Source organism: Vibrio kagoshimensis (genome assembly GCF_050337535.1).
GTDB lineage: Bacteria > Pseudomonadota > Gammaproteobacteria > Enterobacterales > Vibrionaceae > Vibrio > Vibrio gallaecicus.
Genome location: NZ_JAKJSZ010000007.1, coordinates 118,849 through 141,375 on the forward strand (window position 1 = coordinate 118,849; position 22,527 = coordinate 141,375).

Consider the following 22,527-nt stretch of genomic DNA (forward strand, 5'->3'; position numbering starts at 1 on the left):
AATAGAGGTAAAAGCACTTACTTTAACCTATGAATTATACTGAGCTAGCTCAAACTATCAAATATTGATATTGATATTTTTTGACAAATTTGGGTCAATCGCAAGAAGTGAGCGATTGACCACGCTCTGTAGCGCTTACTTTATGCTTCTAACATTCTATTGATATTAAGCTCAAGATTTTCTAGCTGTTTAGCGACTTTACCCACATCTCCTGCACCTTGTGTTAAAACAAGATCACCATCTTGAATTACATTCGCAAGCACTGAAGGAAGTGTATGTATGTCAGGTACGAATATTGGATCTAACTTCCCACGCCCTCTAATTGTACGACTTAACGAACGCCCATCAGCTCCAACAATTGGAGATTCACCAGCAGAATAGACATCTAAGAGAATCAATACATCGACTTGTTCAAGTACGTTGGCAAAATCATCAAATAAGTCACGAGTACGACTGTAACGGTGAGGCTGGAAAATCATCACTAAACGCTTATCTTGCCAACCACTTCTTGCTGCCTGAATCGTAACGTCCACTTCTGTCGGGTGATGACCGTAATCATCGACTAACATTGCTACTCCATTTCCAGTTTCAAATTCACCTAAGTGATCGAAACGTCGACCTGTTCCTTCAGTACCAGCCATAGCTTTCAGAATAGCTTCATCACTGACATCATCTTCCGTTGCTACCGCTATCGCTGCTGAAGCATTGAGTGCGTTATGTCGGCCTGGAATATTTAATGTTATATCCAGGTTCGCTTTTCCTTTGCGTACAACAGTAAACTTACCTTGTTGCCCTGTTTGGCTGTAGTTTTCAAGACGTACATCTGCATCTTCTGAAAAGCCATAAGTAATCACTTGTCGGCTAATTTTAGGAATCAGCCCACGAACAACAGGATCATCAATACACACTATCGCTTGCCCATAAAATGGCAAGTTATGGAGAAAATCGATAAAAGTCTGCTTTAATGTTTCAAAGTCACCGCCATAAGTATCCATATGATCAGCTTCAATATTAGTAACAATACTGACCATCGGCTGCAGGTGTAAGAATGAAGCATCACTTTCATCGGCTTCAGCAATTAAGATGCGGCTAGACCCTAAACGAGCATTGGTTCCTGCACTCTTAACCAAGCCACCATTAACGAATGTCGGATCTAACCCTGCCTCTGAATAAATCTGGGTTACTAGCGCTGTTGTAGTCGTTTTACCATGTGTACCGGCGACCGCAATACCATGTCTAAACCTCATTAATTCTGCTAGCATTTCAGCTCTTCGAACTATTGGAGTTCTAGCTTTACGTGCCGCTTTAATTTCAGGGTTTTCTTCATTAATCGCAGTAGAAATCACGACAACACTCGCGTTAGCGACATTACTCTCTTGATGACCAATATATACAGTGGCGCCTTTATTCACTAGACGCTCAGTTACTGGGTTTTCAGCAATATCTGAGCCGGTAATTTGGTAGCCTTCATTTAATAAAACTTCAGCTATTCCGCTCATACCCGCTCCACCAATACCAATAAAATGGATTGATTTTACGCGACGCATTTCAGGAACCATTGCACGTATCTGTGCTAAATCTTGAGTGTGTTCAATTGTCATCAATTCTTTCTCGTTATTTTGCTAAAGCTTTAATAGCTTCAGCGACAGTCACGTCAGCATCGAGCTTTGCAGCATTACGAGCTTTAGTCGCCATCATTTTTAATTCATTTCGGTCTAGTGTTGCAATTGCATTTGTTAAATTATCGACAGTTAAGTCAGGTTGCTCAATCATAAATGCAGCTCCACACTCTACAAGGTGGTCAGCATTCAGTGCTTGTTGGCGATCTTTATGCATAAATGGGATAAAAATAGCACCTACACCAGCAGCCGAGACTTCAGATACGGTTAACGCACCTGAACGGCAAACTAACAGATCAGCCCACGCATAAGCTTGAGCAACATCATCAATAAACTCCGTAACTTGGACAGTATCAACAGAGTGTGAGCGATACGCATCTAACACATTTTCTTGATTATTCTTTCCAGCTTGGTGCATAACGCTAAAACCAGAACCCAGCTGTGACATGACTTTTGGTAAAGTATCGTTAAGAACTTTAGCCCCTTGGCTTCCACCCATCACTAATATACGAACATCACCTTGGCGATCTTTCATACGCTCGCTTGGATCTTCCAATGCCACCACATCTTCACGAACTGGGTTACCAACGACTTCTGCTTTAGGGAATGCCCCTGGAAATGCCTGAAATACTTTTTTTGCTATTTTAGACAGCCATTGATTCGTTAAACCCGCAACAGCATTTTGTTCATGCAATACAACTGGAATACCAGATAACCAAGCCGCAATACCACCGGGACCACTTACGTACCCCCCCATGCCTAATACAACATCTGGCTGCCAAGCTTGAATATGCTTTTTCGCTTGGATAATGGCATTTATTATTTGAAATGGTGCTTTAATCAGTTTGGATACACCTTGACCGCGTAGTCCTTTGACTTTGATGAAGTCAATGTCAATACCGTGTTTAGGTACAAGGTCGGCTTCCATCCTGTCAGCAGTTCCTAACCAACGAATTTCCCAACCTTGTGCCTGCAATTTTTTAGCTACGGCTAAGCCTGGGAACACATGACCACCAGTACCACCAGCCATTACTAAGAGTTTTTTATTTTTCTTCATGTCATTCTTATTCTATTTGGTCGTCTAAATCATCACCATGTTCCAACCTTTCAAGTCGGCACTCATGATCAATACGCAATAACATCGATACCGCCGTCGTCATCACTATTAGGCTTGAACCACCATAACTAATCAATGGGAGCGTCAGACCTTTTGTAGGCACAAGCCCGGCAGCAGCACCAACGTTGACAAGGGTTTGAAAAGCAAACCAAATGCCAATACCAAAGGCTAAGTAGCCTCCAAATTGTTGATTCGCTTCAAACGATCTTTTCCCAATAAATACTGCTTTTAGGACTAAGCTAAATATCAACATTAAAACTAAGGTCACCCCAACGAAGCCTAGTTCTTCAGCAAGCACAGCAAACACAAAATCAGTATGAGCTTCAGGTAAATATTCTAGCTTTTGAATGGAGTTACCTAAACCTTGCCCCATCCAATCACCGCGACCAAAAGCCATCAATGATTGTGTTAACTGATAACCGCTACCAAAGGGGTCATTCCAAGGTTCCCAAAACGATGTAACTCGTCGAATACGATAGGGTTCGAGAGCAATAAGCCCTATTACCGCCGCAATACCAGCGACCATTAAAGCAATGAACTGAGTCAGTTTTGCTCCAGCTATGAATAACATTCCAAATAATGTTACAAGCATTACAACAACAGTCCCTAAATCAGGCTGACCTAGTAACAAAACGGCAAGTGCCCCAAAAACCATAATGGGTTTAGCAAAGCCGCCAAAAAATGTTGCTCGCACTTCATCTTGCTTACGCACTAAGTAACCCGCCATGAATATAAATAGCGATAATTTCGCAACTTCAGCTGGCTGTAAATTAAATAAGCCAAGCGGGATCCAGCGAGAAGCACCATTAACCGACTTACCAGCAGCTAATACTATAACCAAAAGCACGAAAGATAAGGCAAGCAAGTAATAGCTGTACTGCATCCACCGTTTCATTGGCACTTGTAAAATCACACTCGCAACACCGAGAGCCAGTAACAGAAAAGTAGCGTGCCGAAACATGAAATGAAACGGTTGATCAGTTAAACGCGAACTAATAGGGAATGAAGCCGATGTCACCATCACGAGCCCGGTGAGCATAAGCCCAAGTGCAATCCATACTAACTGACGATCAAATAATGTATCTGGCGTAGATCGATTAAGCCACTGCCATATGTTTTGATTAATTTCTCGTACACTTCGCACTTAATCTTAATCCTTTACCAAATTACGCGAATTCATGTGCAAGTTGGGTAAATACATCCCCCCTCGCCATAAAATTATTGAACTGGTCGAAGCTTGCACATGCGGGAGAAAGCATCACCATATCTTCTGCTTTAAGTCTCTTAGATATGCTTTCAATCACATCTCTCATAGTGTCAAATTGGGTTGCAGACTTATGTAATGGCATAAATTCAGCTGAATCCTTGCCAAAGCAGCATAGCTTAAGATCATTCAATTGAGACAAGACCGGTGCAAGTTCACTGAAATCAGCACCTTTTCCTACTCCACCGACCAGCAAATACAGTGTTCCTGAACAATCTAATCCTGATAATGCGGCTAAAGTACTCGCGACATTAGTCGCCTTAGAGTCATTCACCCACTTTATACCACGCTGTTCTACTACTACTTGACAGCGATGAGTCAAACCATTGTAATTTTTTAAAGCATTTATCGATTTAGAGTAATCAACTTGTATATTTTTCAGTAACGCTAACGCCACCAATGCATTAGAAATATTATGTCGACCTACTAAAGTTAAGTCTTTGCACTTAACGACTGGCTTACCAAAATCAGCTAACCACTCTTCACCGTTCAGCTTGATTAAACCGAGTTCTTTTTCATCAGAACCAAAGCTTACGATAGATAACTGCTCACCCATGTTTTGAGGATAGGTTTCTTTATCTTCTCGGTTAACAATTGCACACTGAGCATTATCAAAGATTCTAAGCTTCGCTAAACGGTAATCATCCATACCCGCATAACGATCCATATGATCTTCAGATAAATTTAGGAAGGCCGCGGCAGAAAGTTGTAAATTCGATGTAGTTTCGAGCTGAAAACTAGAAAGCTCAAGTACATATAAATCAGCATCAAGCTCTAGAAGGTCTAAAGCTGGAATACCGATATTGCCACCCACACCCACTTTTAAACCGGTTGCTTTTGCAAGTACACCAGTTAAATCCGTTACAGTGCTTTTGCCATTAGAGCCAGTAATAGCCACTACAGGTTTATCTACCGCCCAAGCAAATAGCTCGATGTCACCAATAACGGCCACATCACGTTGAACGACAGTTTGGATCTCTGGAGTAGCAAGAGCAATACCGGGGTTAACAACGACTAAATCGGCTTCAGCTAGCCACTGTTCATTCCAACTTCCAGAATGCAGTGAAACTGAGTTAGGTAGAGCATCTAAACCGGGAGGTTGTTCACGAGTATCAATCACACGAACATTACATTGAGGTTGGTATTTTACGAGATGCTTAACGACGGAGAGCCCGGTAATACCGAGCCCTACAACCACTACATTATGAATATTCAGCCAACGATCCATTTGAACACGATGCTCTCTATTTGAAGTGAGCATCTGCCTTTAATACAGATGCTCGAATTATTAACGTACTTTCTATTAACGAACCTTTAATGTCGCTAAGCCGATAAGAACAAGAAGGATTGAAATGATCCAAAAACGTACAATAACACGAGGCTCTGGCCAGCCTTTTAGCTCATAGTGATGATGAATCGGAGCCATACGGAAAATACGCTGACCTCGTAGTTTGTATGAACCTACCTGTAAAATTACAGACAAAGTTTCCATTACAAACACACCACCCATAATAACCAATACGAGTTCTTGGCGAACTAAAACAGCAATAACACCTAAAGCGCCACCTAATGCAAGTGAGCCTACATCGCCCATAAATACTTGAGCCGGGTAAGTATTAAACCATAGGAAACCTAAACCAGCCCCTACCATTGCAGTACAAACAACCACTAACTCAGATGCATAAGGGATGTATGGGATATGTAAGTATTCGGCAAAATTAACATTTCCTGTTGCCCATGCAATTGCAGCAAAACCAGCAGCTACAAGCACTGTTGGCATAATCGCTAACCCATCTAGGCCATCGGTTAAATTAACAGCGTTACTGGTTCCCACAATAACAAAGTAAGTCAGAACGATATAGAGTAAACCGAGCTGAGGCATAATATCTTTAAAAAATGGGACAACAAGCTGAGTCGCGGCAGTATCTTTTCCGTGAGCATACAAAGCAAAAGCAACAATTAATGCAATCGCGGATTGCCAAAAATACTTCCAACGAGCAACTAAGCCATCTGTATTTTTTCGCACGACTTTACGGTAATCATCGACAAAACCTACAGCACCGTAACCGAGTAAAACAGCTAATACTGCCCACACGTAAGGGTTTGATAGATCTGCCCATAGCAAGACAGTAATCACAATTGCTGCAAGGATCATTATCCCCCCCATAGTTGGGGTACCGCGCTTGCTGAAGTGAGATTCAGGACCGTCATTACGAACAACTTGACCAATTTGTAGCATCTGTAAACGCTCAATTAGCCTAGGTCCCATCCAAAGAGATAAGCACAATGCCGTAATTACACTAACGATTGCACGAAATGAAAGGTATTCGAACAATCGGAAAAAAGAAAAGTATGGCTGTAGTAGCTCTGATAGCCAAATTATCATGAAAAAGTCTCCTTTAAAGCAGCCGCTATCTTACTCATCCCAGCACTATTCGCTCCCTTAACTAATAAGGTGTGGTTCGTGCTGTTGGATAGGGTTAATTGCTGCTTTATGTATGTAATCATCTCGGAATGTGTTTCGAAGTGAATGCCGTTACAAACATCACTGATCACTTTCGTGTCTTCACCATAAGTGAGGACATACTCAAAATTGAATGGGGCAGCATATTCACCGACTTGGCGGTGAAGTGCAAGGCTTTCATCGCCGAGTTCTGCCATATTACCTAAAATTAACCAACGCTGACCTTTAAAGCCAGATAGCAACTCTGCAGCCGCTTTCATAGCAGGAACACTGGCGTTGTAGCTATCATCAATTAATTTAATTTTCTCAGTTAAAGGCTGAACTTCAACTCTACCTTTAACCTGTATTAGATCTGTAAGACCTGCCTGAATTTGTTTCAGTGTAGAGCCAAACTGTATGGCTAGTGCGGCGGCAGCAAGAGCATTAGCAACGTTATGACGTCCAATAATACCGAGTTTCACATCTATCGAACCAGTTGGTGTATTAAGCTCAAAGCTGGCTTCACCTTCAGTATTTATCTCGATATCTCTAGCAAAATAGTCGGCTTCAGTATCAGCTGTAGAGAAAGTAATAACAGACTTATCGGCTAAAACATCATCCCAAAAATATCCACCATTACTTTCTAAATTAAGAATGGCAGTTCCACCAGATGGCAGCCCTTGGAAAATTTCACCTTTGGCTTGTTTAACACCGTCAATAGAACCAAAACCTTCTAGGTGTGCAGCCGCAACATTGTTCACTAGTGCGACTTGCGGAAGCACAAGTTGTGTCGTGTACGCAATTTCATCGATATGATTAGCACCTAGCTCAATAACGGCAAACTCAGCATCTCTTTCACTTCGTAATAAAGTCAGAGGAACGCCAATTTCATTATTAAAGTTCCCAGCAGTAAAAAGTACATTGCCGCGTAATTGCAATATACTCGCCACCATCTCTTTAACTGTCGTTTTGCCACAGCTACCAGTAATAGCCATTGTTGGTATATCACACTGTTTGTGTACCCAAGAGCCCAACTGACCTAAAGCGATTTTAGAATCTTCAACAATCACTTGCGGAATATCAAGAGCAAGCTTCTTTTCAACTAATAAAGCACTCGCTTTAGCATCGACTGCTTGTTGACAGAAATCATGGGCATCAAAACGTTCACCAACAAGGGCTACAAATAAGGCACCAGTATCGAGTGTTCTTGTGTCCGTTGAGACTGCTGTTATCGTGCAATCTTCACCAATTAATTTCCCTTTTACGGCAGAGCAAATTTGCTCTAGGGATACATCAATCATAATGATATACCTAAAAGTTCTGTTGCAGACTCTCTGTCAGAGTAATGCACTGTTTCATTCTTTAATACTTGATAGTCTTCATGCCCTTTACCTGCCAATAAAATAATATCGTTAGCAGATGCATGAGCCAGTGCCAGCTTTGCGGCTTCATAACGGTCATGCTCGACAAAAGCTTCATCAGCTTTATTTAACCCCGCAAGCATATCTTTAACGATCAATCGAGGGTCTTCACTGCGAGGGTTGTCATCTGACAAAATAAGTTTGTCTGCAAACTTTTCTGCGGTTTCAGCCATCATTGGTCGTTTACCGATGTCTCTATCGCCACCACAGCCAAAAATAACCCATAACTGACCAGAACAATGCACTCTCAAAGCTGAAAGCGCTTTTTCCAGAGCATCTGGTGTATGAGCATAATCAACGACAACTTTGGCTTTCTCGGGTACTTGGAATAATTCCATTCGACCAATAACAGGCTGAAGTTTAGATGCTGTATCGATTAGTGCTTGCTTATCAATACCTAACGACAGCAAGGTAGCAAAAGCCACTAATACATTTGACGCGTTGAATTGTCCAATCAACGGAACCGACAAATGCCCTTGCCCATAACAGCCATCAAAAGAAAGCTTAATCCCCGTTTCAGCATAAACCACTTTTGTTGCCCAAATACCTTTGTCAAAATCAGCTATTGGTTTTAAAGAAACCGCCACAGCATTAGGTAAATCTTCTATCCAAGAATAACCGACAGGATCATCAATATTAATGATCGATGCTTGGCATTTATGCTGAGTAAATAAGCTTTGCTTTGCGAGTGCGTACTCTTCCATTGTCCCATGATAATCAAGGTGATCACGGCTTAGGTTCGTGAATACTGCCGCGCTAAAAGTAAGAGCTTTAACTCGACCTTGTACTAACCCATGAGAAGAAATTTCCATGGCAGCATACGCGGCATCTTGCTTAGCTAATTCACTTAATGTCTTTTGAATTTCAATAGCACTGCCAGTGGTGTTTGTTGCAGTTTTTAAATTATCAAGAAAACCATTGCCGGTTGTTCCCATCACAGCAGATCGCTGACCAATTAAGTCTAACCACTGAGTGATTAATTGGCTGATGGTGGTTTTTCCGTTAGTCCCGGTAATACCGATTAATTTCATGTTTTCCGATGAATACAATCGCCCTGCTAATTTAGACAACGACTGATTTAAGTCATCAATATAAACAACTGGAATTCCACCTACTACACCAACACTTCCATGAAGATGTTCATCACACGCCTGAGCAATAACTGCTGCAGCACCTTGCTCAATAGCCGTAGGAATAAATTGACGACCATCAACAGCATGACCAATCACTGCCACAAAGACATCACCACTCGATACTTTACGGCTGTCTAACTCTAAAGACTTAACCGGTATTGCATCTAGTTGCGAGGAGTTAAAATCTCCCCAAGGAGAAAGTAGGCTGGAAAGTGAAAGAAGATTGCTCATATCTAGTCCTGATCTACGCTAATTTTGGAATTGATTTTCATCTGGTGCCACATTTAAAATTTGTAACGCACCTTTCATAATTTCTGAGAATACCGGAGCCGCAACCGAACCACCGTAATACAAGTCACCTTGTGGCTCATTCACAATAACAACAAGTGCAACTCGCGGGTCACTCACAGGTGCGACACCTGCGGTAATTGCAATGTATTCATCACTGTATCCACCTGCCGCTGCTTTTCGAGATGTACCAGTTTTAGCCGCAACTCGGTAACCCGGCACTGCAGCTCGTGTCGCTGTACCGCCTTTTTGAGTCACGCCTTCCAGCATTTCTAAAACAAGTTGAGCATTTTCTGGCGAGACTACCTGTTTAGAAAAGTCTTGTTGGTTACTGTTTATGATATGAATGGGCTCATACATGCCTTTATTTGCAAGAGTCGCGTACGCGTGAGCTAACTGAATAGGGGTAACTGAAATAGCATAACCAAAAGATAAGGTCGCAATTTCAAATTTTGACCATCGGCGACGGCTAGGGAAAATACCAGAAGTTTCACCAACTAAGTTAAGCCCAGACATTTCACCTAAACCAACAGAACTGTACATACCAAGTAGGGCTTCAAGAGGCATATCCAAAGCTAGCTTTGCGACACCGATGTTACTCGATTTCTTTAATATTGTGGCGAGGTCAGCCTTACCAACCTTTGATGTATCGCGGACTCGGCTACCCCCAATCTGCATAATTCCGTTGCCCGTATTAATCACAGTCTCAGGGGTGGCAGTTTCATTTTCTAGAGCCGCTAATACCACAAACGGCTTTACTGTTGAACCTGGCTCCATTGAATCAGTCAGTACACGGTTACGCATTTTAAAGCTTTGTAAGTCCGAACGATTATTTGGGTTATAGGACGGTGCATTGACCATTGAGAGTACGGCACCGGTTTTAACATCGAGTAAAATGGCAGAGCCCGAAGTAGCTCGATGATCAGCGACCGCCTGTTTTATTGCGCGGTACGCAATAGCTTGTAACCTTTGATCAATAGTTAGCGTAAGTGGCTTACCCTGCTCACGCTCTTCTAAAGCAATATTTTCAACTACACGACCATAACGATCTTTACGTATCGTACGCTTACCCGCTTCACCAGTAAGCCATTGGTCATAACTGCGCTCAACGCCTTCTAAACCATGTCCATCAATACCAGTTACACCGATTAAATGTGCACTAACTTCACCTGCTGGGTAATAACGACGAGATTCAGCTTTTAGACCGACGCCAGCCAGTTTCAACTCACGAATGTATTTTGCCATCGCAGGACTAACTTGGCGCTGAAGGTAAATAAAACGGCGTGACTTATTCTTAGTGATTTTATTGATCATCGATTGGCGGTCGATACCCAAAACATCAGCGAGTGCATACCAGCGATCTTTCTCTAGCAAGCCATCTTCTTTAAAGATCGTTTTAGGATCAGCCCAAACGGCTTCGACAGGAACACTAACCGCAAGCGGTTCACCATTTCGATCTGAAATAATACCACGGGCAGAAGGTAATGCTTTGACTCGAACAGAACGTAAATCACCTTGGCGGATGAGGTTATCAGGTTCAATAATTTGAATGTAAGCGACACGTGCAACAAGCGCAGAAAAGACAATAAATATGAAGAAAATAACGACGTTAAAACGCCATTTAATTAAAATTGGAGCCGCTTTTACTTCCTTTTCAGAACGCCCACTTTTCGGCGTTTTATCCTTTTTAGCTATCATTTCAATGAAATCACGACTTCTTTATCAGAATCAGGGCGTTTCATCTCTAATTCTGTTTTTGCTAACGATTGAACTCGGCTGTGTTCAGCAAGAGCAGTTTCTTCAAGCATTAAGTTGCGCCATTCATCATCCAGTTGTTCTCTTTCAACAAGAGCCATATCTTTCTGAGTAATGGCTTGGCGCGACATATGAGTACTGAGCACAACTGCCATGGCACTAACAAAAATACAGATCAACAACAGTAATGGAACTCGTCCCACCGTCAGTAAATCAAAAAAAATTATCTTTGCTAAATTTGGCTTTGAAGCACTCATCTGTAATTACAATTTCTCAGCAATGCGTAATACTGAACTGCGTGAGCGAGTATTATCATCAACTTCATTTTTAGATGGTTTAATTGCTTTACCGATTGGTTTTAAATCCGCACTTCCAAGCTCACTAATCTGAGCTTCTGTAAGCGGTAAGCCATGAGGTACTTGTGGTCCTTGGCTTTCTTTACGAATAAAACGCTTCACCATACGATCTTCCAATGAGTGGAAGCTGATCACAGATAAACGACCTTCCGGTGCAAGAATGCTAGCCGCACCTTTTAATGCCGTATCAATCTCTTCTAATTCACTATTGATGTAAATTCGGAAAGCTTGGAAAGCACGGGTAGCTGGGTGTTTTTTCTCTTTAAAGTTTTTAGGCGCAACATCAGAAATAAGCTTTGCTAACTGACCAGTACGCGTTAAAGGTTCGTTTTCTTCGTTTTCTTGATAAGCAATAATGCCTTTCGCAATGCGGCGAGCATGCTTATCTTCACCAAACTCACGAATCACCCAAGTAATATCATCTAAATCTGCATCAGCTAACCATTGAGATACGGGAATACCTGAAGTCGGGTCCATACGCATATCTAACGGACCATCTTTCATGAAACTGAAACCTCGCTCAGCATCATCTAACTGCGGAGATGAAACACCTAAATCAAACAGTACACCATCAACATTACCTACTAGGTCATAATGTTCTGCGTATTCAGCAATGCCCGAAAACGGACCATGAACAATCGTAAAACGAGGGTCATCGATAGTTTTTGCTTCAGCAATTGCCTGGGGATCACGGTCAATACTAAATAAACGACCATTTTCACCTAACTTAGACAAAATCGTACGACTATGACCACCGCGGCCAAATGTACCATCGATGTAGGTACCGTCAGGTTTGATCGCAAGTCCGTCAATGGATTCGTTAAGCAATACTGATACATGTTTGAATGCTTGTGTCATAGTCTTCTCAATGAGTGAATGTGGCCATTTAATACGGCATGTTCAAATATCGTTAAACTTTCAGTGTACTGATTTCGTACTTTATCGCCACTATTTGTGCATTGCTTCGCGTGATTTTGCCGCCAAATTCAATGGATATTACAAATGTTAAAGCAATTTAAAAGCTTAACGTCAATATAAAGCAAAAAACCCATCACTACTGGTTAGTAATGATGGGTTCTTATAATAGGTGGAGTTGACACATACGCCGGGTTCTGTACCGTTTTCACGGTGGTAACCATTCGTCTAGGCCTGCAATCGCTCACAGGCTCAAGCAATCTACCCGCCCCCATACGCGAGCAACGCAATGTGAGGGCCTATTTGATCTTGCTCCGGGTGGAGTTTACCTTGCTACGAACTGTTGCCAGCCGCACGGTGCGCTCTTACCGCACCCTTTCAGCCTTACCTGTGCCTCTTCCGAAGAAATGAGGCCATCGGCGGTCTTCTCTCTGCTGCACTTGTCGTGGGCTCGCGCCCCCCAGACGTTATCTGGCACCCTGCTCTATGGAGCCCGGACGTTCCTCCCCTCCATCAGTCTCCCGAAGGACATCAATGAAGCAGCGATTACCCGTTCAACTCCGAGGCGGATTGTATAGTGAAAGTTTAAGAGTGTCTACTAAACACCAACTAAGTGGTCACTAACTAATCCAATTATTGATTCAGCCTATCGATAGCGAACTATAAGAGACTAATCTAAGTTCTCAAGTCCCCATTTATAGAGTGCATTCTTCTTCAAATTATAAATTTCAGCCGTCATTGCTGCCGCTTTTTTAAGTGGAAGTTCTTTCGTTAAAATACCAAGAGTTCGAGTCGCCTCATCAGGAATGTCGGTTGTTGCTTCTTCACGGTGCCCATGAATCAACAACACCATTTCACCACGCTTACGATTCAAGTCTTCTTCAATCCAGTCAATAAGCTCTCCTAACGGCAAGCCTTGAATAGTTTCAAATGTCTTGGTTAGCTCACGCGCCAATACTACCTCACGATCAGGACCTAAGATCTCGAGCATATCTTGCAGTGATTCGGTAATGCGATGTGGTGACTCATAAAAAATACAAGTGCGTTCAGCTTTAGCTATCTCTAAGAACTTGTCTTTACGACCTTTGCTTTTTGCAGGTAAAAAACCTTCAAAGCTAAAGCGATCAGACGGCAAGCCCGAAGCACTTAACGCAGTAATAACAGCACAAGCACCAGGTAACGGGACAACTCTAACACCCGCTTGACGACATTGAGATACAAGATGGTAACCTGGGTCACTAATTAAAGGGGTTCCAGCATCAGAGACTAATGCGATAGACTGCCCCTCTAATAACCTTTCAACTAATACTTGCGCTTTGGTTTGCTCATTGTGATCATGTAATGCAAACGTTCTAGTTGAGATATTGAAGTGTGCTAGTAGTTTGCCTGTATGACGAGTGTCTTCAGCAGCAATAACATCAACACTTGATAAGATTTCAATTGCTCTTTGAGTGATATCTCCCAAATTTCCAATTGGGGTAGGCACAATATAGAGAGTCGGGCTCTCTTCGAGCAAGGTTTTGTTATCTGTCATTTGTTTACCATCACTTCAACGATTAATATAGATACAACTTTATACGGAATTATAAGAACTCATGGCAATGATGAACCATAAGAGACTCAGTGTACCACGCTTATTAACTCCAATTGCATTAGCAATTACATTGGCAGCTTGTTCTTCTTCACCACAAGCCCCTGTAAGCGTAGATATTACTCTAGATCCATCTCAAAGCACTCAAAACTACATGATGCAAGCAGATAGTAGTCAAGGAAGCCTACAAAACGACTGGTTAATCATGGCGCTTAAAGCTGCAATTCAATCTGGTAGCACTGACCAAGCAACACTGCTTATCAAACGGTTAGCCAAGCAGCAACTTTCTGAAATTCAACAAGCAGAGTGGCAATTATCTAGAGCTCAGTTACTTTTTAATAACGACCAACCTGAAGAAGCTTATAAGCAGCTTAATTTTCAAGCGTGGTGGAAATTACCAAGTGAGCAATGGAAAGACTATTACAGTTTGCGCTCAGATATGCTTGAAGTCATGAGTCAATATTTATCTGCAAGTCGAGAGCTAGTATTACTATCGGACTATGTAGATACAGCTGAACAAGAACTGATCGCTAATCGAATTTGGCAGAACTTATCAGCCTATTCTCAGTATGAAATCACCGAATTAGAAACGAATAAAAATGAAGAAGTATTAGACGGTTGGCTGCAACTAGCCATTTATATGAAGACGCTCAACTCTAATGTTCCACAGCTAAAGAATACGCTTGAGCATTGGCTTGAAGAAAATTCAAATCACCCAGCTGCTTTATATACTCCCATTGAAATCTCTGACATCTTAAAATTAGATATAAGTAAGCCAACAAGCACAGCCCTACTTCTTCCATTAACAGGAAAGTTTGGTAAACAAGCTCAACTTGTAAGAGATGGTTTTATCTTCGCAATGATGAATGATACAGAAAGAGAGCAAGATGCTACATTGACTGTGCTAGATACAAACACTCAAAGTGCTGAAGCCATTAAAGCTAAGCTCATTGAAGATAATGTTGATTTTATTGTCGGTCCTCTAATTAAAGGCAATATCACTAAACTTCAGCAAGCTCAAACAGGAAAGGTAGATGCAATTCCAGCTTTAGCGCTTAACATTCCAAACGAAATCGTCGATGGAACGAACATGTGCTACCTCGCTTTGTCACCAGAGCAAGAAGTAGCTCAAGCTGCTAAACATTTATTCACTCAAGGCTACAAATACCCCCTAATCTTAGCGCCAAAAGGTCGTCTTGGTGAGCGAGTGAAAGAAGCGTTTGAGCAAGAATGGCAGAAATACAGCAGCAATGAAGTGGCGATGAGCTCTTTTGCTGATAAGCGTCAATTACAACGTAATATCAATCAAGTGTTTGGTCTACAAGAAAGCCAGCAACGTATCGCGCAAATGGATGCTCTGCTTAACCTTCAAATTGAAACTGAGCCAAGAAGCCGACGTGATATTGATTCAGTATACATTGTGGCTAAAAATTCAGAGCTCACTTTAATCAAACCATTTATTGAAGTCGCTATTAACCCAGATGCAAAACAGCCTGCGCTATTTTCCAACTCGCGTAGTAATAGCGGTGATAAGCAATATGAAGATTTAACCGGTGTTATTTACAGTGATATTCCATTGCTCATTGAAGAACAAAGTGCTGTAAATAGCCAATTAAACGAATTATGGCCAAATAACTCTCATGCAAAAAAACGCTTACAAGCTTTAGGAATGGATGCTTATTCATTAATGGAAGCACTTCCACAAATGAAAGTGATCGATGGCTATAGTATTTCCGGTGAAACCGGCGTTCTCACTATTGATAACCAGTGCATTATCCAAAGACAAATCAGCTGGGCGGAGCATGGGGCTATTTAGCCGTAAAGCAATAACCGATAGAATCACCCGAAAGCAAATAGGTGATCACTACGAAGCCTTGGCAAAGAGATACCTTTCACGCCAAGGCTTATCGTATATCACTGCAAATTTCACAACTAAATTCGGTGAAATTGATCTTATAATGAAACACCACCAAACCATTGTGTTTGTTGAGGTGAAATACCGAAAACAATCACATTATGGGCATGCTGCAGAAATGGTGACGCCGCAAAAAATGCGAAAGCTCTATAAAACAGCAAATGTTTGGCTGATGAAACAAGGTTTGTCTGTCCACACAACCGACTTCAGGTTTGATGTTATCGCCATTCAAGGTGAAGAGAACAACATCGACTGGATCCAAAACGCTATTACCCAAGGATAAGCAATGCTAGAAAGCATTAAAGAAAGTTTTACTGAAAGTATTCAAATTCAAATTGCTGCAGCTGAAGCACTCCCTGATGCTATCACCCATGCAGCTCAAGCGATGGTTGCCACTCTTCTAAATGGTAATAAAATCTTATGCTGTGGAAATGGCGGGTCTGCATCTAACGCACAGCAATTTGTATCATGCTTGCTTAATCGTTTTGAAACTGAGCGTCCTAGTTTACCCGCGATGGCATTAACTGCCGACAACACAACGCTTACTGCAGTCGCAAACGACTACCATTACGAAGAGATTTTTTCTAAGCAAGTTCGTGCTTTTGGGCAAACTGGAGACATCCTACTTGCTATCTCGACTAGTGGTAATAGCAAAAATATTATCAAAGCAATGGAAGCGGCTGTAACTCGTGATATGACAATCATTGCCTTCACTGGTAAAGACGGTGGTGAAATGGCAGGGTTATTAGGTGAACATGATGTTGAAATCAGAATCCCTTCTCATAGAACTGCACGCATCCATGAAGTACATATGGTCACCCTTCACTGCTTATGCGATTTGATAGATCAAGTTCTATTCCCAGCCCATGAAGAGTAATGGAGCGACAATGAAGTTATTAAAAATTATTACTATACCTTTACTAGCCTTCTCTCTATCTGGATGTGCAGGGTTATTTATTGCCGGAGCAGCTACTACTGCAAACTTGGTTACTGATACCCGAACAACAAAAGAGATGTGGAATGATAGCAACATCGAATTTGAAATAGCTGCAATCAGTAATAAAACACCATTCAAAGGTAGCACTAGAGTCACAGCAAGTGCCTATAATGGCTCGATCATTTTGATGGGGCAAGCTTCAACAGATGCAGAGCGAAGATCATTCGAAAGTAAGGCTAAAGATATTGATGGCGTTACCTCAATTCATAACCAGATTAGAGTCCAAAAACCTTTGTCAGTCAAAGAGATCAGTAATGACAGTTGGATCACGACTAAAGTTAAATCGGCACTTTTAGCTAATGCCGATTTAAATGGCATTAAAGTAAAAGTCATTACAGAAAATCAAGAGGTCTTTTTACTCGGTTTTGTATCTCATGAACATGCCGATATTGCTACTGAAGTAGCAAGAAATATTTCAGGAGTGAAGCAAGTCATAAGAGCATTTCAGTACAGTGAACACGAAAATGATGAAAGCTAATTAAAGATTTGAGCGAAAGAGCTAAATCGTTCAAATTAATGAAAGCAATTTTTAGATAAGAAAAAAGCAGCGATAGTCGCTGCTTTTTTTATTTGATAACTCTCAAACTTGGCTTGCCTTTAGGACGAGGGATTTCTGGTTCAGGACCAGGCTCCTGAGAAGCTACCTCTGATTTTGCTACGCTTAAAGTTGGCGCTGTCGTTACTTCTTCAAATGGAGACTCTTCAATCTCATTATCAGTAGCATTAACATATGCTTCTTCAGGTTCAAACATAGTACCAGCACCGTTTTCACGGGCATAAATAGCTTGAACGGCGTACAAAGGTACAATCACGCTATGAGGGCGACCACCAAATCGTGCACTAAAAGTTACAGCTTCGTTACCTAGCTCTAACTGACCTACGGCACGTGGAGCAACATTTAGAATGATTTGACCATCTTCAATGAACTCTTCAGGTACACGAACACCTGGTAAAGTTGCATCAACTACCAAGTGAGGTGTTAACTCGTTATCTACCAGCCACTCATAAAATGCACGAAGCATATATGGACGGCGTGGAGTCATATTTTCAATATCCATAAACTTAACGAGTTAATCGCATCTCACGCTCAGCTTCAGTCAAAGAAGCTAAGAATGAATCGCGTTCAAATACACGGTTCATGTAGATCTTAAGTTCTTTCGAACCAGGACCAATCAACTCAATACCTAACTCTGGCAGGCGCCATAGTAAAGGAGCAAGGTAGCAGTCAATCAAGCTAAATTCTTCACTCATGAAGTATTCGTATTCAGCAAAAATTGGAGCTAGTGTTAGAAGGTCATTACGTAATTTAACGCGTGCTGCTTCAGATTCTTCAGCATTACCTTTAACAATTTTTTCAGCAACTGAGTACCAGTTACGCTCAATGCGGTACATCATTAGACGACTGTTACCACGAGCAACCGGGTACACAGGCATCAATGGTGGATGAGGAAAACGCTCATCAAGATATTCCATGATGATCTTTGAGTCATATAAAGCAAGCTCACGATCAACTAGAGTTGGTACTGACTTGTAAGGGTTCAGTTCAACGAGTTCTGCTGGCAAGTTTGCCTCATCGACTAACTCTACTTCAACACTTACGCCTTTTTCAGCAAGAACAATGCGCACCTGATGGCTATACATATCAGAAGCACTTGAGAAAAGAGTCATTACAGAACGTTTGTTGGCAGCTACAGCCATGGAGCCCTCCAGTACACTTTAAATAAAAAAAATGGAGGCCTAAGCCTCCATTGTAAATTTAGGAATTAGCACGAAATTATAGCACAATTAGTGCACATCGCGCCAATACTCTTTCTTCAGTAACACAACAACTATGGTGAATAGCACAAGGAATGCCATTACCCACCAACCTAAAGCATGTCGCTCAAGTTGGACAGGGTCTCCTGAGTAAACGAGGAAATTCACTAAGTCGCGAACAGCATTATCGTATTCGCCAGTACTTAGTTCACCTGAACCGTCTGTTTCAATACCGACAACTGCAGTTACTTCTTCACCATCGACCATGTGTGTATCGTAAACCGGAGTTGGGATACCTTGCAGCTCTTCAAGAACATGCGGCATACCAACACTTGGGAAAACGATATTATTCACACCAAATGGGCGAGATGGATCTTCATAAAATGAACGAAGATATGTATATAGCCAATCAGCACCACGAACACGAGCAACGAGAGTTAAGTCAGGTGGCGGAGCACCAAACCAATTCGCAGCTTGCTTTGCAGGCATAGCGTTAACCATAAGATCACCGATTTTTGCCTCAGGGTCAAAAACCAAGTTCTCTTTCATTAGGTCTACTGGGATGTCTAAATCATTCGCAACACGCTCATAACGCTGATATTGCGTAGAGTGACATGCGAAACAGTAGTTCATGAATAACTTCGCACCATTTTGCAATGAAGCTTTATCTGTTAGGTCATTATTTGCTTTATCAAGCGGTACACTTGCGCCAGCAGCCATTGCTAGTGAAGGTAACATAGCAAATAAAATTACAATCCACTTTTTCATTTGAATGTCACCCTTTCTGGTAATGGTTTCGTCGCTTCATTTTTACTGTAGAACCACAGTAGAACGAAGAACATGAAGTAACCTAAGCTAAAGATTTGAGCTAATAATGTGTATGTTGGTGTTGCTGGAAGCGCACCAAGGATACCAAGCGCAATAAAGCTTATTGTGAATTGGATGATGTTAATCAAATGCAGCTTGCTACGGTAACGGTATGAACGCACTTTACAACGATCGAACCATGGTAGTAGGAACAGCACAACAATAGACGCACCCATTGCTACAACACCTAACAACTTATCAGGAACAGCACGAAGTACAGCGTAGAACGGCGTGAAGTACCAAACGGGAGCAATATGCTCAGGTGTTTTCAGTGGGTTAGCAGCTTCAAAGTTAGGCGGCTCAAGGAAGTACCCACCCATTTCAGGGTTAAAGAACAGCACGTAACAGAACAAGAATAAGAAACCAGCAACACCTACCATATCTTTCACAGTCCCGTATGGGTGGAAAGGAATAGAATCGATGATGTCGTATTTCTTCGTGTAATCCTTGTGGAATGGGAACTGAGTCTTGTAGTCGTCGCCCATAGTACCTTTAGGAAGCTTAGTCTCGATACCGTCAGGGTTATTCGAACCAACTTCGTGCAGCGCTAGTACGTGAAGTACGATAAGCAGCAACAATACGATTGGTAGAGCGATAACGTGCAGTGCGAAGAAACGGTTCAGCGTTGCACCAGAGATGATGTAGTCACCACGGATCCAAAGCGTTAGGTCATCACCAATAACAGGGATCGCACCAAACAGAGATATGATTACCTGAGCACCCCAGTAAGACATTTGCCCCCATGGTAGTAAGTAACCCATGAAAGCCTCTGCCATAAGCACTAAGAAGATCAACATACCGAAGATCCAAAGTAGCTCACGAGGTTTTTGGTAAGAGCCGTAGATTAGACCACGGAACATATGCAGGTAGATAACAACGAAGAACGCAGAAGCACCTGTCGAGTGCATGTAGCGAAGTAGCCAACCGTATTCCACATCACGCATGATGTATTCAACAGAAGCAAACGCACCTTCACCTGATGGCACGTAGTTCATTGTTAACCAAATACCGGTAAGGATTTGGTTAACCAGTACTAACATTGCTAAAGAACCAAAAAGGTACCAAAAGTTAAAGTTCTTAGGCATCGGATATTCCGACAAATGCTTTTTATATGCATTCATCGCGGGTAGACGTTTTTCTACCCAATCAAGCAGTCCTTGCATTATGCATCTCCCTCGTCAATGCCGATAAGGATCTTAGTGTCACTCAAATACATATGCTTTGGCACAACAAGATTCAAAGGAGCAGGAACACCTTGGAACACTCGACCAGCCATATCAAACTTAGAGCCATGACACGGACAGAAGAAGCCAGATTTAACACCTTGAACTTGTTCTGCAAAAGAATCAGGAAGGTAAGTTGGGGAACAACCTAAGTGTGTACAGAAACCAACAGCTACAAAATACTCAGCTTTAATAGAACGAAACTCATTCTGTGCGTATTCTGGTTGTTGTTCAGCTTCTGATTGTGGGTCGCGTAATTGGCTACCGATAGATTTCAGGTTTTCAAGTACCGAATCAGCACGGCGTACAACCCATACAGGTTTACCTTGCCACTCGACACGAACCATCTGACCGGCTTCAAGCTTACTGACTTCCACTTCAACCGGAGCACCAGCAGCTTTCGCTTTAGCACTCGGATTCCATGATTTAATAAAAGGCACGGCGACAGCAGCTGCTCCTAAACCACCAACAACTGCTGTTGTTGCGGTTAAGAAACGCCTGCGACCGTTATTTAATGGCGCGTTGCTCATCCAAACATTCTCCCATTTGCTCCTTTTGGATTATAATTATTCCGCTTACAGAGCATGGCTAACAAAATTATACATTTAGTTCTATTTATTGACGGAAGATGATAAATAAAACCCTACTTTTTGACAAGATAAAGCTACCTTTTTGTAACAATCATGAGGCAAAGCGCACATAGAGTTATAAAAGCTTTCAAATTATAAGAAATGGATTAGAAATCTAGTGAGGAAAGGAGTTTTGCGAAGTGTAAAAAACAAAAAGCCCGGCATATAGCCGAGCTTTTGGACAACAATTCCAGTAATAAAACTGAAGCGTGTTTTCTGTAATAGAAAATTAACGCTTAGAGAATTGTGGTTTACGACGTGCTTTACGTAGACCAACTTTCTTACGTTCAACGCAACGAGCGTCACGAGTAACGTAACCAGCTGCACGTAGAGCAGGACGTAGAGTTTCATCGAACTCCATTAGAGCACGTGTGATACCGTGGCGGATTGCGCCAGCTTGACCAGAAATACCACCACCAGAAACAGTGATGTAAAGGTCAAGTTTCTCAGTTAGTTCAACTAGCTCAAGAGGTTGTTTAACAACCATGCGAGAAGTTTCACGACCGAAGTAAACATCAAGGCTACGCTTGTTGATTACGATCTCACCAGAGCCTGGTTTGATGAAAACACGAGCTGCTGAGCTTTTGCGACGACCAGTGCCGTAGTATTGATTCTCTGCCATTTTCATAATCCCCTTAGATGTCTAGTACTTGTGGCTGTTGAGCAACATGGTTGTGCTCAGTACCAGCGTATACTTTAAGCTTACGGTACATCGCGCGACCTAGTGGACCACGTGGAAGCATACCTTTAACTGCTAGTTCAAGAACCATTTCTGGTTTCTTAGCAATTAGCTTTTCAAAAGTGATAGTTTTTAGACCACCAGGGAACTCAGAGTGACGGTAGTAAACCTTACCCTTAGCTTTGTTACCAGTTACAGCAACTTTCTCAGCGTTAACAACGATGATGTAATCACCAGTGTCTACGTGAGGAGTGTATTCTGCTTTGTGCTTGCCGCGTAGGCGAGAAGCGATTTCACTTGCTAGACGGCCAAGAGTTTTGCCTTCAGCGTCTACAACATACCAGTCGCGTTTTACAGTTTCTGGTTTAGCAACGAAAGTTTTCATGCTAATAATTACCTATTTAAAAAATTTACACTTAAGGAATACGGAAGTATTCCCACTGTCTAAGAGTACCATTCATCACCCCTTCGAGTGTTGGAGACTCTTGGCATAGCTAGATTTTACTCATTGCTAGAGGCCCGCAGTAACGGTAGGTCGCAGGATTATAGAGAAGAGCGAA

At 42.0% G+C, this 22,527-nt stretch carries 22 protein-coding genes and 1 other RNA gene; 4 read left to right on the forward strand and 19 right to left on the reverse strand.

Going from position 1 to position 22,527, the window contains the following annotated elements:
- Positions 1-140: 140 nt before the first annotated feature.
- The 12 genes from murC to rsmI all read right to left on the reverse strand — a co-directional run bounded on the left by murC (position 141) and on the right by rsmI (position 13,845).
- A complete protein-coding gene (gene murC, locus L4C37_RS08050) occupies positions 141-1,601 on the reverse strand; it encodes a UDP-N-acetylmuramate--L-alanine ligase (RefSeq protein ID WP_429768302.1) in 1,461 nt (486 codons plus the stop codon).
- Between the two features lie 13 nt (positions 1,602-1,614).
- On the reverse strand, positions 1,615-2,676 hold the full coding sequence (murG, locus tag L4C37_RS08055) for an undecaprenyldiphospho-muramoylpentapeptide beta-N-acetylglucosaminyltransferase (RefSeq protein ID WP_429768303.1): 1,062 nt from the start codon (positions 2,674-2,676) through the stop codon (positions 1,615-1,617).
- 7 nt (positions 2,677-2,683) lie between these two features.
- On the reverse strand, positions 2,684-3,880 hold the full coding sequence (gene ftsW / locus L4C37_RS08060; protein ID WP_137374496.1) for a cell division protein FtsW: 1,197 nt from the start codon (positions 3,878-3,880) through the stop codon (positions 2,684-2,686).
- 22 nt (positions 3,881-3,902) lie between these two features.
- Entirely contained in the window at positions 3,903-5,228 is a 1,326-nt protein-coding gene (gene murD, locus L4C37_RS08065) for a UDP-N-acetylmuramoyl-L-alanine--D-glutamate ligase (RefSeq protein WP_429768304.1), read from the reverse strand.
- 75 nt (positions 5,229-5,303) lie between these two features.
- Entirely contained in the window at positions 5,304-6,386 is a 1,083-nt protein-coding gene (gene mraY, locus L4C37_RS08070) for a phospho-N-acetylmuramoyl-pentapeptide-transferase (protein ID WP_137374494.1), read from the reverse strand.
- Complete coding sequence (locus L4C37_RS08075) at positions 6,383-7,744, reverse strand: UDP-N-acetylmuramoyl-tripeptide--D-alanyl-D-alanine ligase (RefSeq protein WP_429768305.1); 1,362 nt, start codon at positions 7,742-7,744, stop codon at positions 6,383-6,385. The genes mraY and L4C37_RS08075 overlap by 4 nt, the downstream gene beginning before the upstream one ends.
- A complete protein-coding gene (gene murE, locus L4C37_RS08080; RefSeq protein WP_273293513.1) occupies positions 7,741-9,228 on the reverse strand; it encodes a UDP-N-acetylmuramoyl-L-alanyl-D-glutamate--2,6-diaminopimelate ligase in 1,488 nt (495 codons plus the stop codon). Before murE ends, L4C37_RS08075 begins: the two co-directional genes overlap by 4 nt.
- 18 nt (positions 9,229-9,246) lie before the next feature.
- Positions 9,247-10,983: a penicillin-binding transpeptidase domain-containing protein gene (locus tag L4C37_RS08085; RefSeq protein ID WP_429768306.1), complete on the reverse strand. Its 1,737-nt coding sequence runs from the start codon at positions 10,981-10,983 to the stop codon at positions 9,247-9,249.
- Positions 10,980-11,297 (reverse strand): cell division protein FtsL, encoded by a 318-nt coding sequence (ftsL, locus tag L4C37_RS08090; RefSeq protein WP_137374490.1) that lies wholly within the window; start codon positions 11,295-11,297, stop codon positions 10,980-10,982. The genes L4C37_RS08085 and ftsL overlap by 4 nt, the downstream gene beginning before the upstream one ends.
- Before the next feature lie 6 nt (positions 11,298-11,303).
- Positions 11,304-12,254 (reverse strand): 16S rRNA (cytosine(1402)-N(4))-methyltransferase RsmH, encoded by a 951-nt coding sequence (gene rsmH / locus L4C37_RS08095; RefSeq protein WP_429768307.1) that lies wholly within the window; start codon positions 12,252-12,254, stop codon positions 11,304-11,306.
- Positions 12,255-12,481: 227 nt separating this feature from the next.
- An RNA gene (gene rnpB / locus L4C37_RS08100) (RNase P RNA component class A) lies at positions 12,482-12,873 on the reverse strand.
- 108 nt (positions 12,874-12,981) lie between these two features.
- Positions 12,982-13,845 (reverse strand): 16S rRNA (cytidine(1402)-2'-O)-methyltransferase, encoded by an 864-nt coding sequence (gene rsmI / locus L4C37_RS08105; RefSeq protein ID WP_429768308.1) that lies wholly within the window; start codon positions 13,843-13,845, stop codon positions 12,982-12,984.
- A gap of 61 nt (positions 13,846-13,906) precedes the next feature.
- Between rsmI and L4C37_RS08110 the strand changes: the two genes are divergently transcribed.
- From L4C37_RS08110 to L4C37_RS08125, 4 genes are read left to right on the forward strand one after another with little or no spacing between them, the layout of a single operon-like run.
- Positions 13,907-15,718: a penicillin-binding protein activator gene (locus L4C37_RS08110; RefSeq protein ID WP_429768309.1), complete on the forward strand. Its 1,812-nt coding sequence runs from the start codon at positions 13,907-13,909 to the stop codon at positions 15,716-15,718.
- Positions 15,705-16,100 carry a YraN family protein gene (locus tag L4C37_RS08115; protein WP_273293517.1) on the forward strand — a complete coding sequence of 132 codons (396 nt, stop codon included), beginning with the start codon at positions 15,705-15,707 and terminating at the stop codon, positions 16,098-16,100. Before L4C37_RS08110 ends, L4C37_RS08115 begins: the two co-directional genes overlap by 14 nt.
- 3 nt (positions 16,101-16,103) lie before the next feature.
- Complete coding sequence (locus L4C37_RS08120) at positions 16,104-16,694, forward strand: phosphoheptose isomerase (RefSeq protein ID WP_102576580.1); 591 nt, start codon at positions 16,104-16,106, stop codon at positions 16,692-16,694.
- A gap of 10 nt (positions 16,695-16,704) precedes the next feature.
- Positions 16,705-17,292, forward strand: coding sequence for a BON domain-containing protein (locus tag L4C37_RS08125; RefSeq protein ID WP_372264438.1), 588 nt, complete (start codon positions 16,705-16,707; stop codon positions 17,290-17,292).
- Between the two features lie 88 nt (positions 17,293-17,380).
- Here the strand turns inward: L4C37_RS08125 and sspB are convergent, their stop codons facing one another.
- The 7 genes from sspB to rplM all read right to left on the reverse strand — a co-directional run bounded on the left by sspB (position 17,381) and on the right by rplM (position 22,352).
- The gene (gene sspB / locus L4C37_RS08130) at positions 17,381-17,857 is read right to left on the reverse strand and encodes a ClpXP protease specificity-enhancing factor (protein WP_429768310.1); all 477 of its coding nucleotides are present in this window, start codon (positions 17,855-17,857) and stop codon (positions 17,381-17,383) included.
- A gap of 19 nt (positions 17,858-17,876) precedes the next feature.
- Complete coding sequence (sspA, locus tag L4C37_RS08135; RefSeq protein ID WP_137374484.1) at positions 17,877-18,512, reverse strand: stringent starvation protein SspA; 636 nt, start codon at positions 18,510-18,512, stop codon at positions 17,877-17,879.
- Between the two features lie 87 nt (positions 18,513-18,599).
- Positions 18,600-19,337, reverse strand: a complete 738-nt coding sequence (locus tag L4C37_RS08140; protein WP_429768311.1) for a cytochrome c1 — start codon at positions 19,335-19,337, stop codon at positions 18,600-18,602.
- On the reverse strand, positions 19,334-20,599 hold the full coding sequence (locus L4C37_RS08145) for a cytochrome b (protein WP_137374482.1): 1,266 nt from the start codon (positions 20,597-20,599) through the stop codon (positions 19,334-19,336). Before L4C37_RS08145 ends, L4C37_RS08140 begins: the two co-directional genes overlap by 4 nt.
- A complete protein-coding gene (petA, locus tag L4C37_RS08150) occupies positions 20,599-21,189 on the reverse strand; it encodes a ubiquinol-cytochrome c reductase iron-sulfur subunit (protein ID WP_137374481.1) in 591 nt (196 codons plus the stop codon). Before petA ends, L4C37_RS08145 begins: the two co-directional genes overlap by 1 nt.
- Positions 21,190-21,517: 328 nt before the next feature.
- Entirely contained in the window at positions 21,518-21,910 is a 393-nt protein-coding gene (gene rpsI, locus L4C37_RS08155; protein WP_137374480.1) for a 30S ribosomal protein S9, read from the reverse strand.
- Positions 21,911-21,923: 13 nt separating this feature from the next.
- Entirely contained in the window at positions 21,924-22,352 is a 429-nt protein-coding gene (gene rplM, locus L4C37_RS08160) for a 50S ribosomal protein L13 (protein ID WP_010434689.1), read from the reverse strand.
- Between the last annotated feature and the right edge of the window lie 175 nt (positions 22,353-22,527).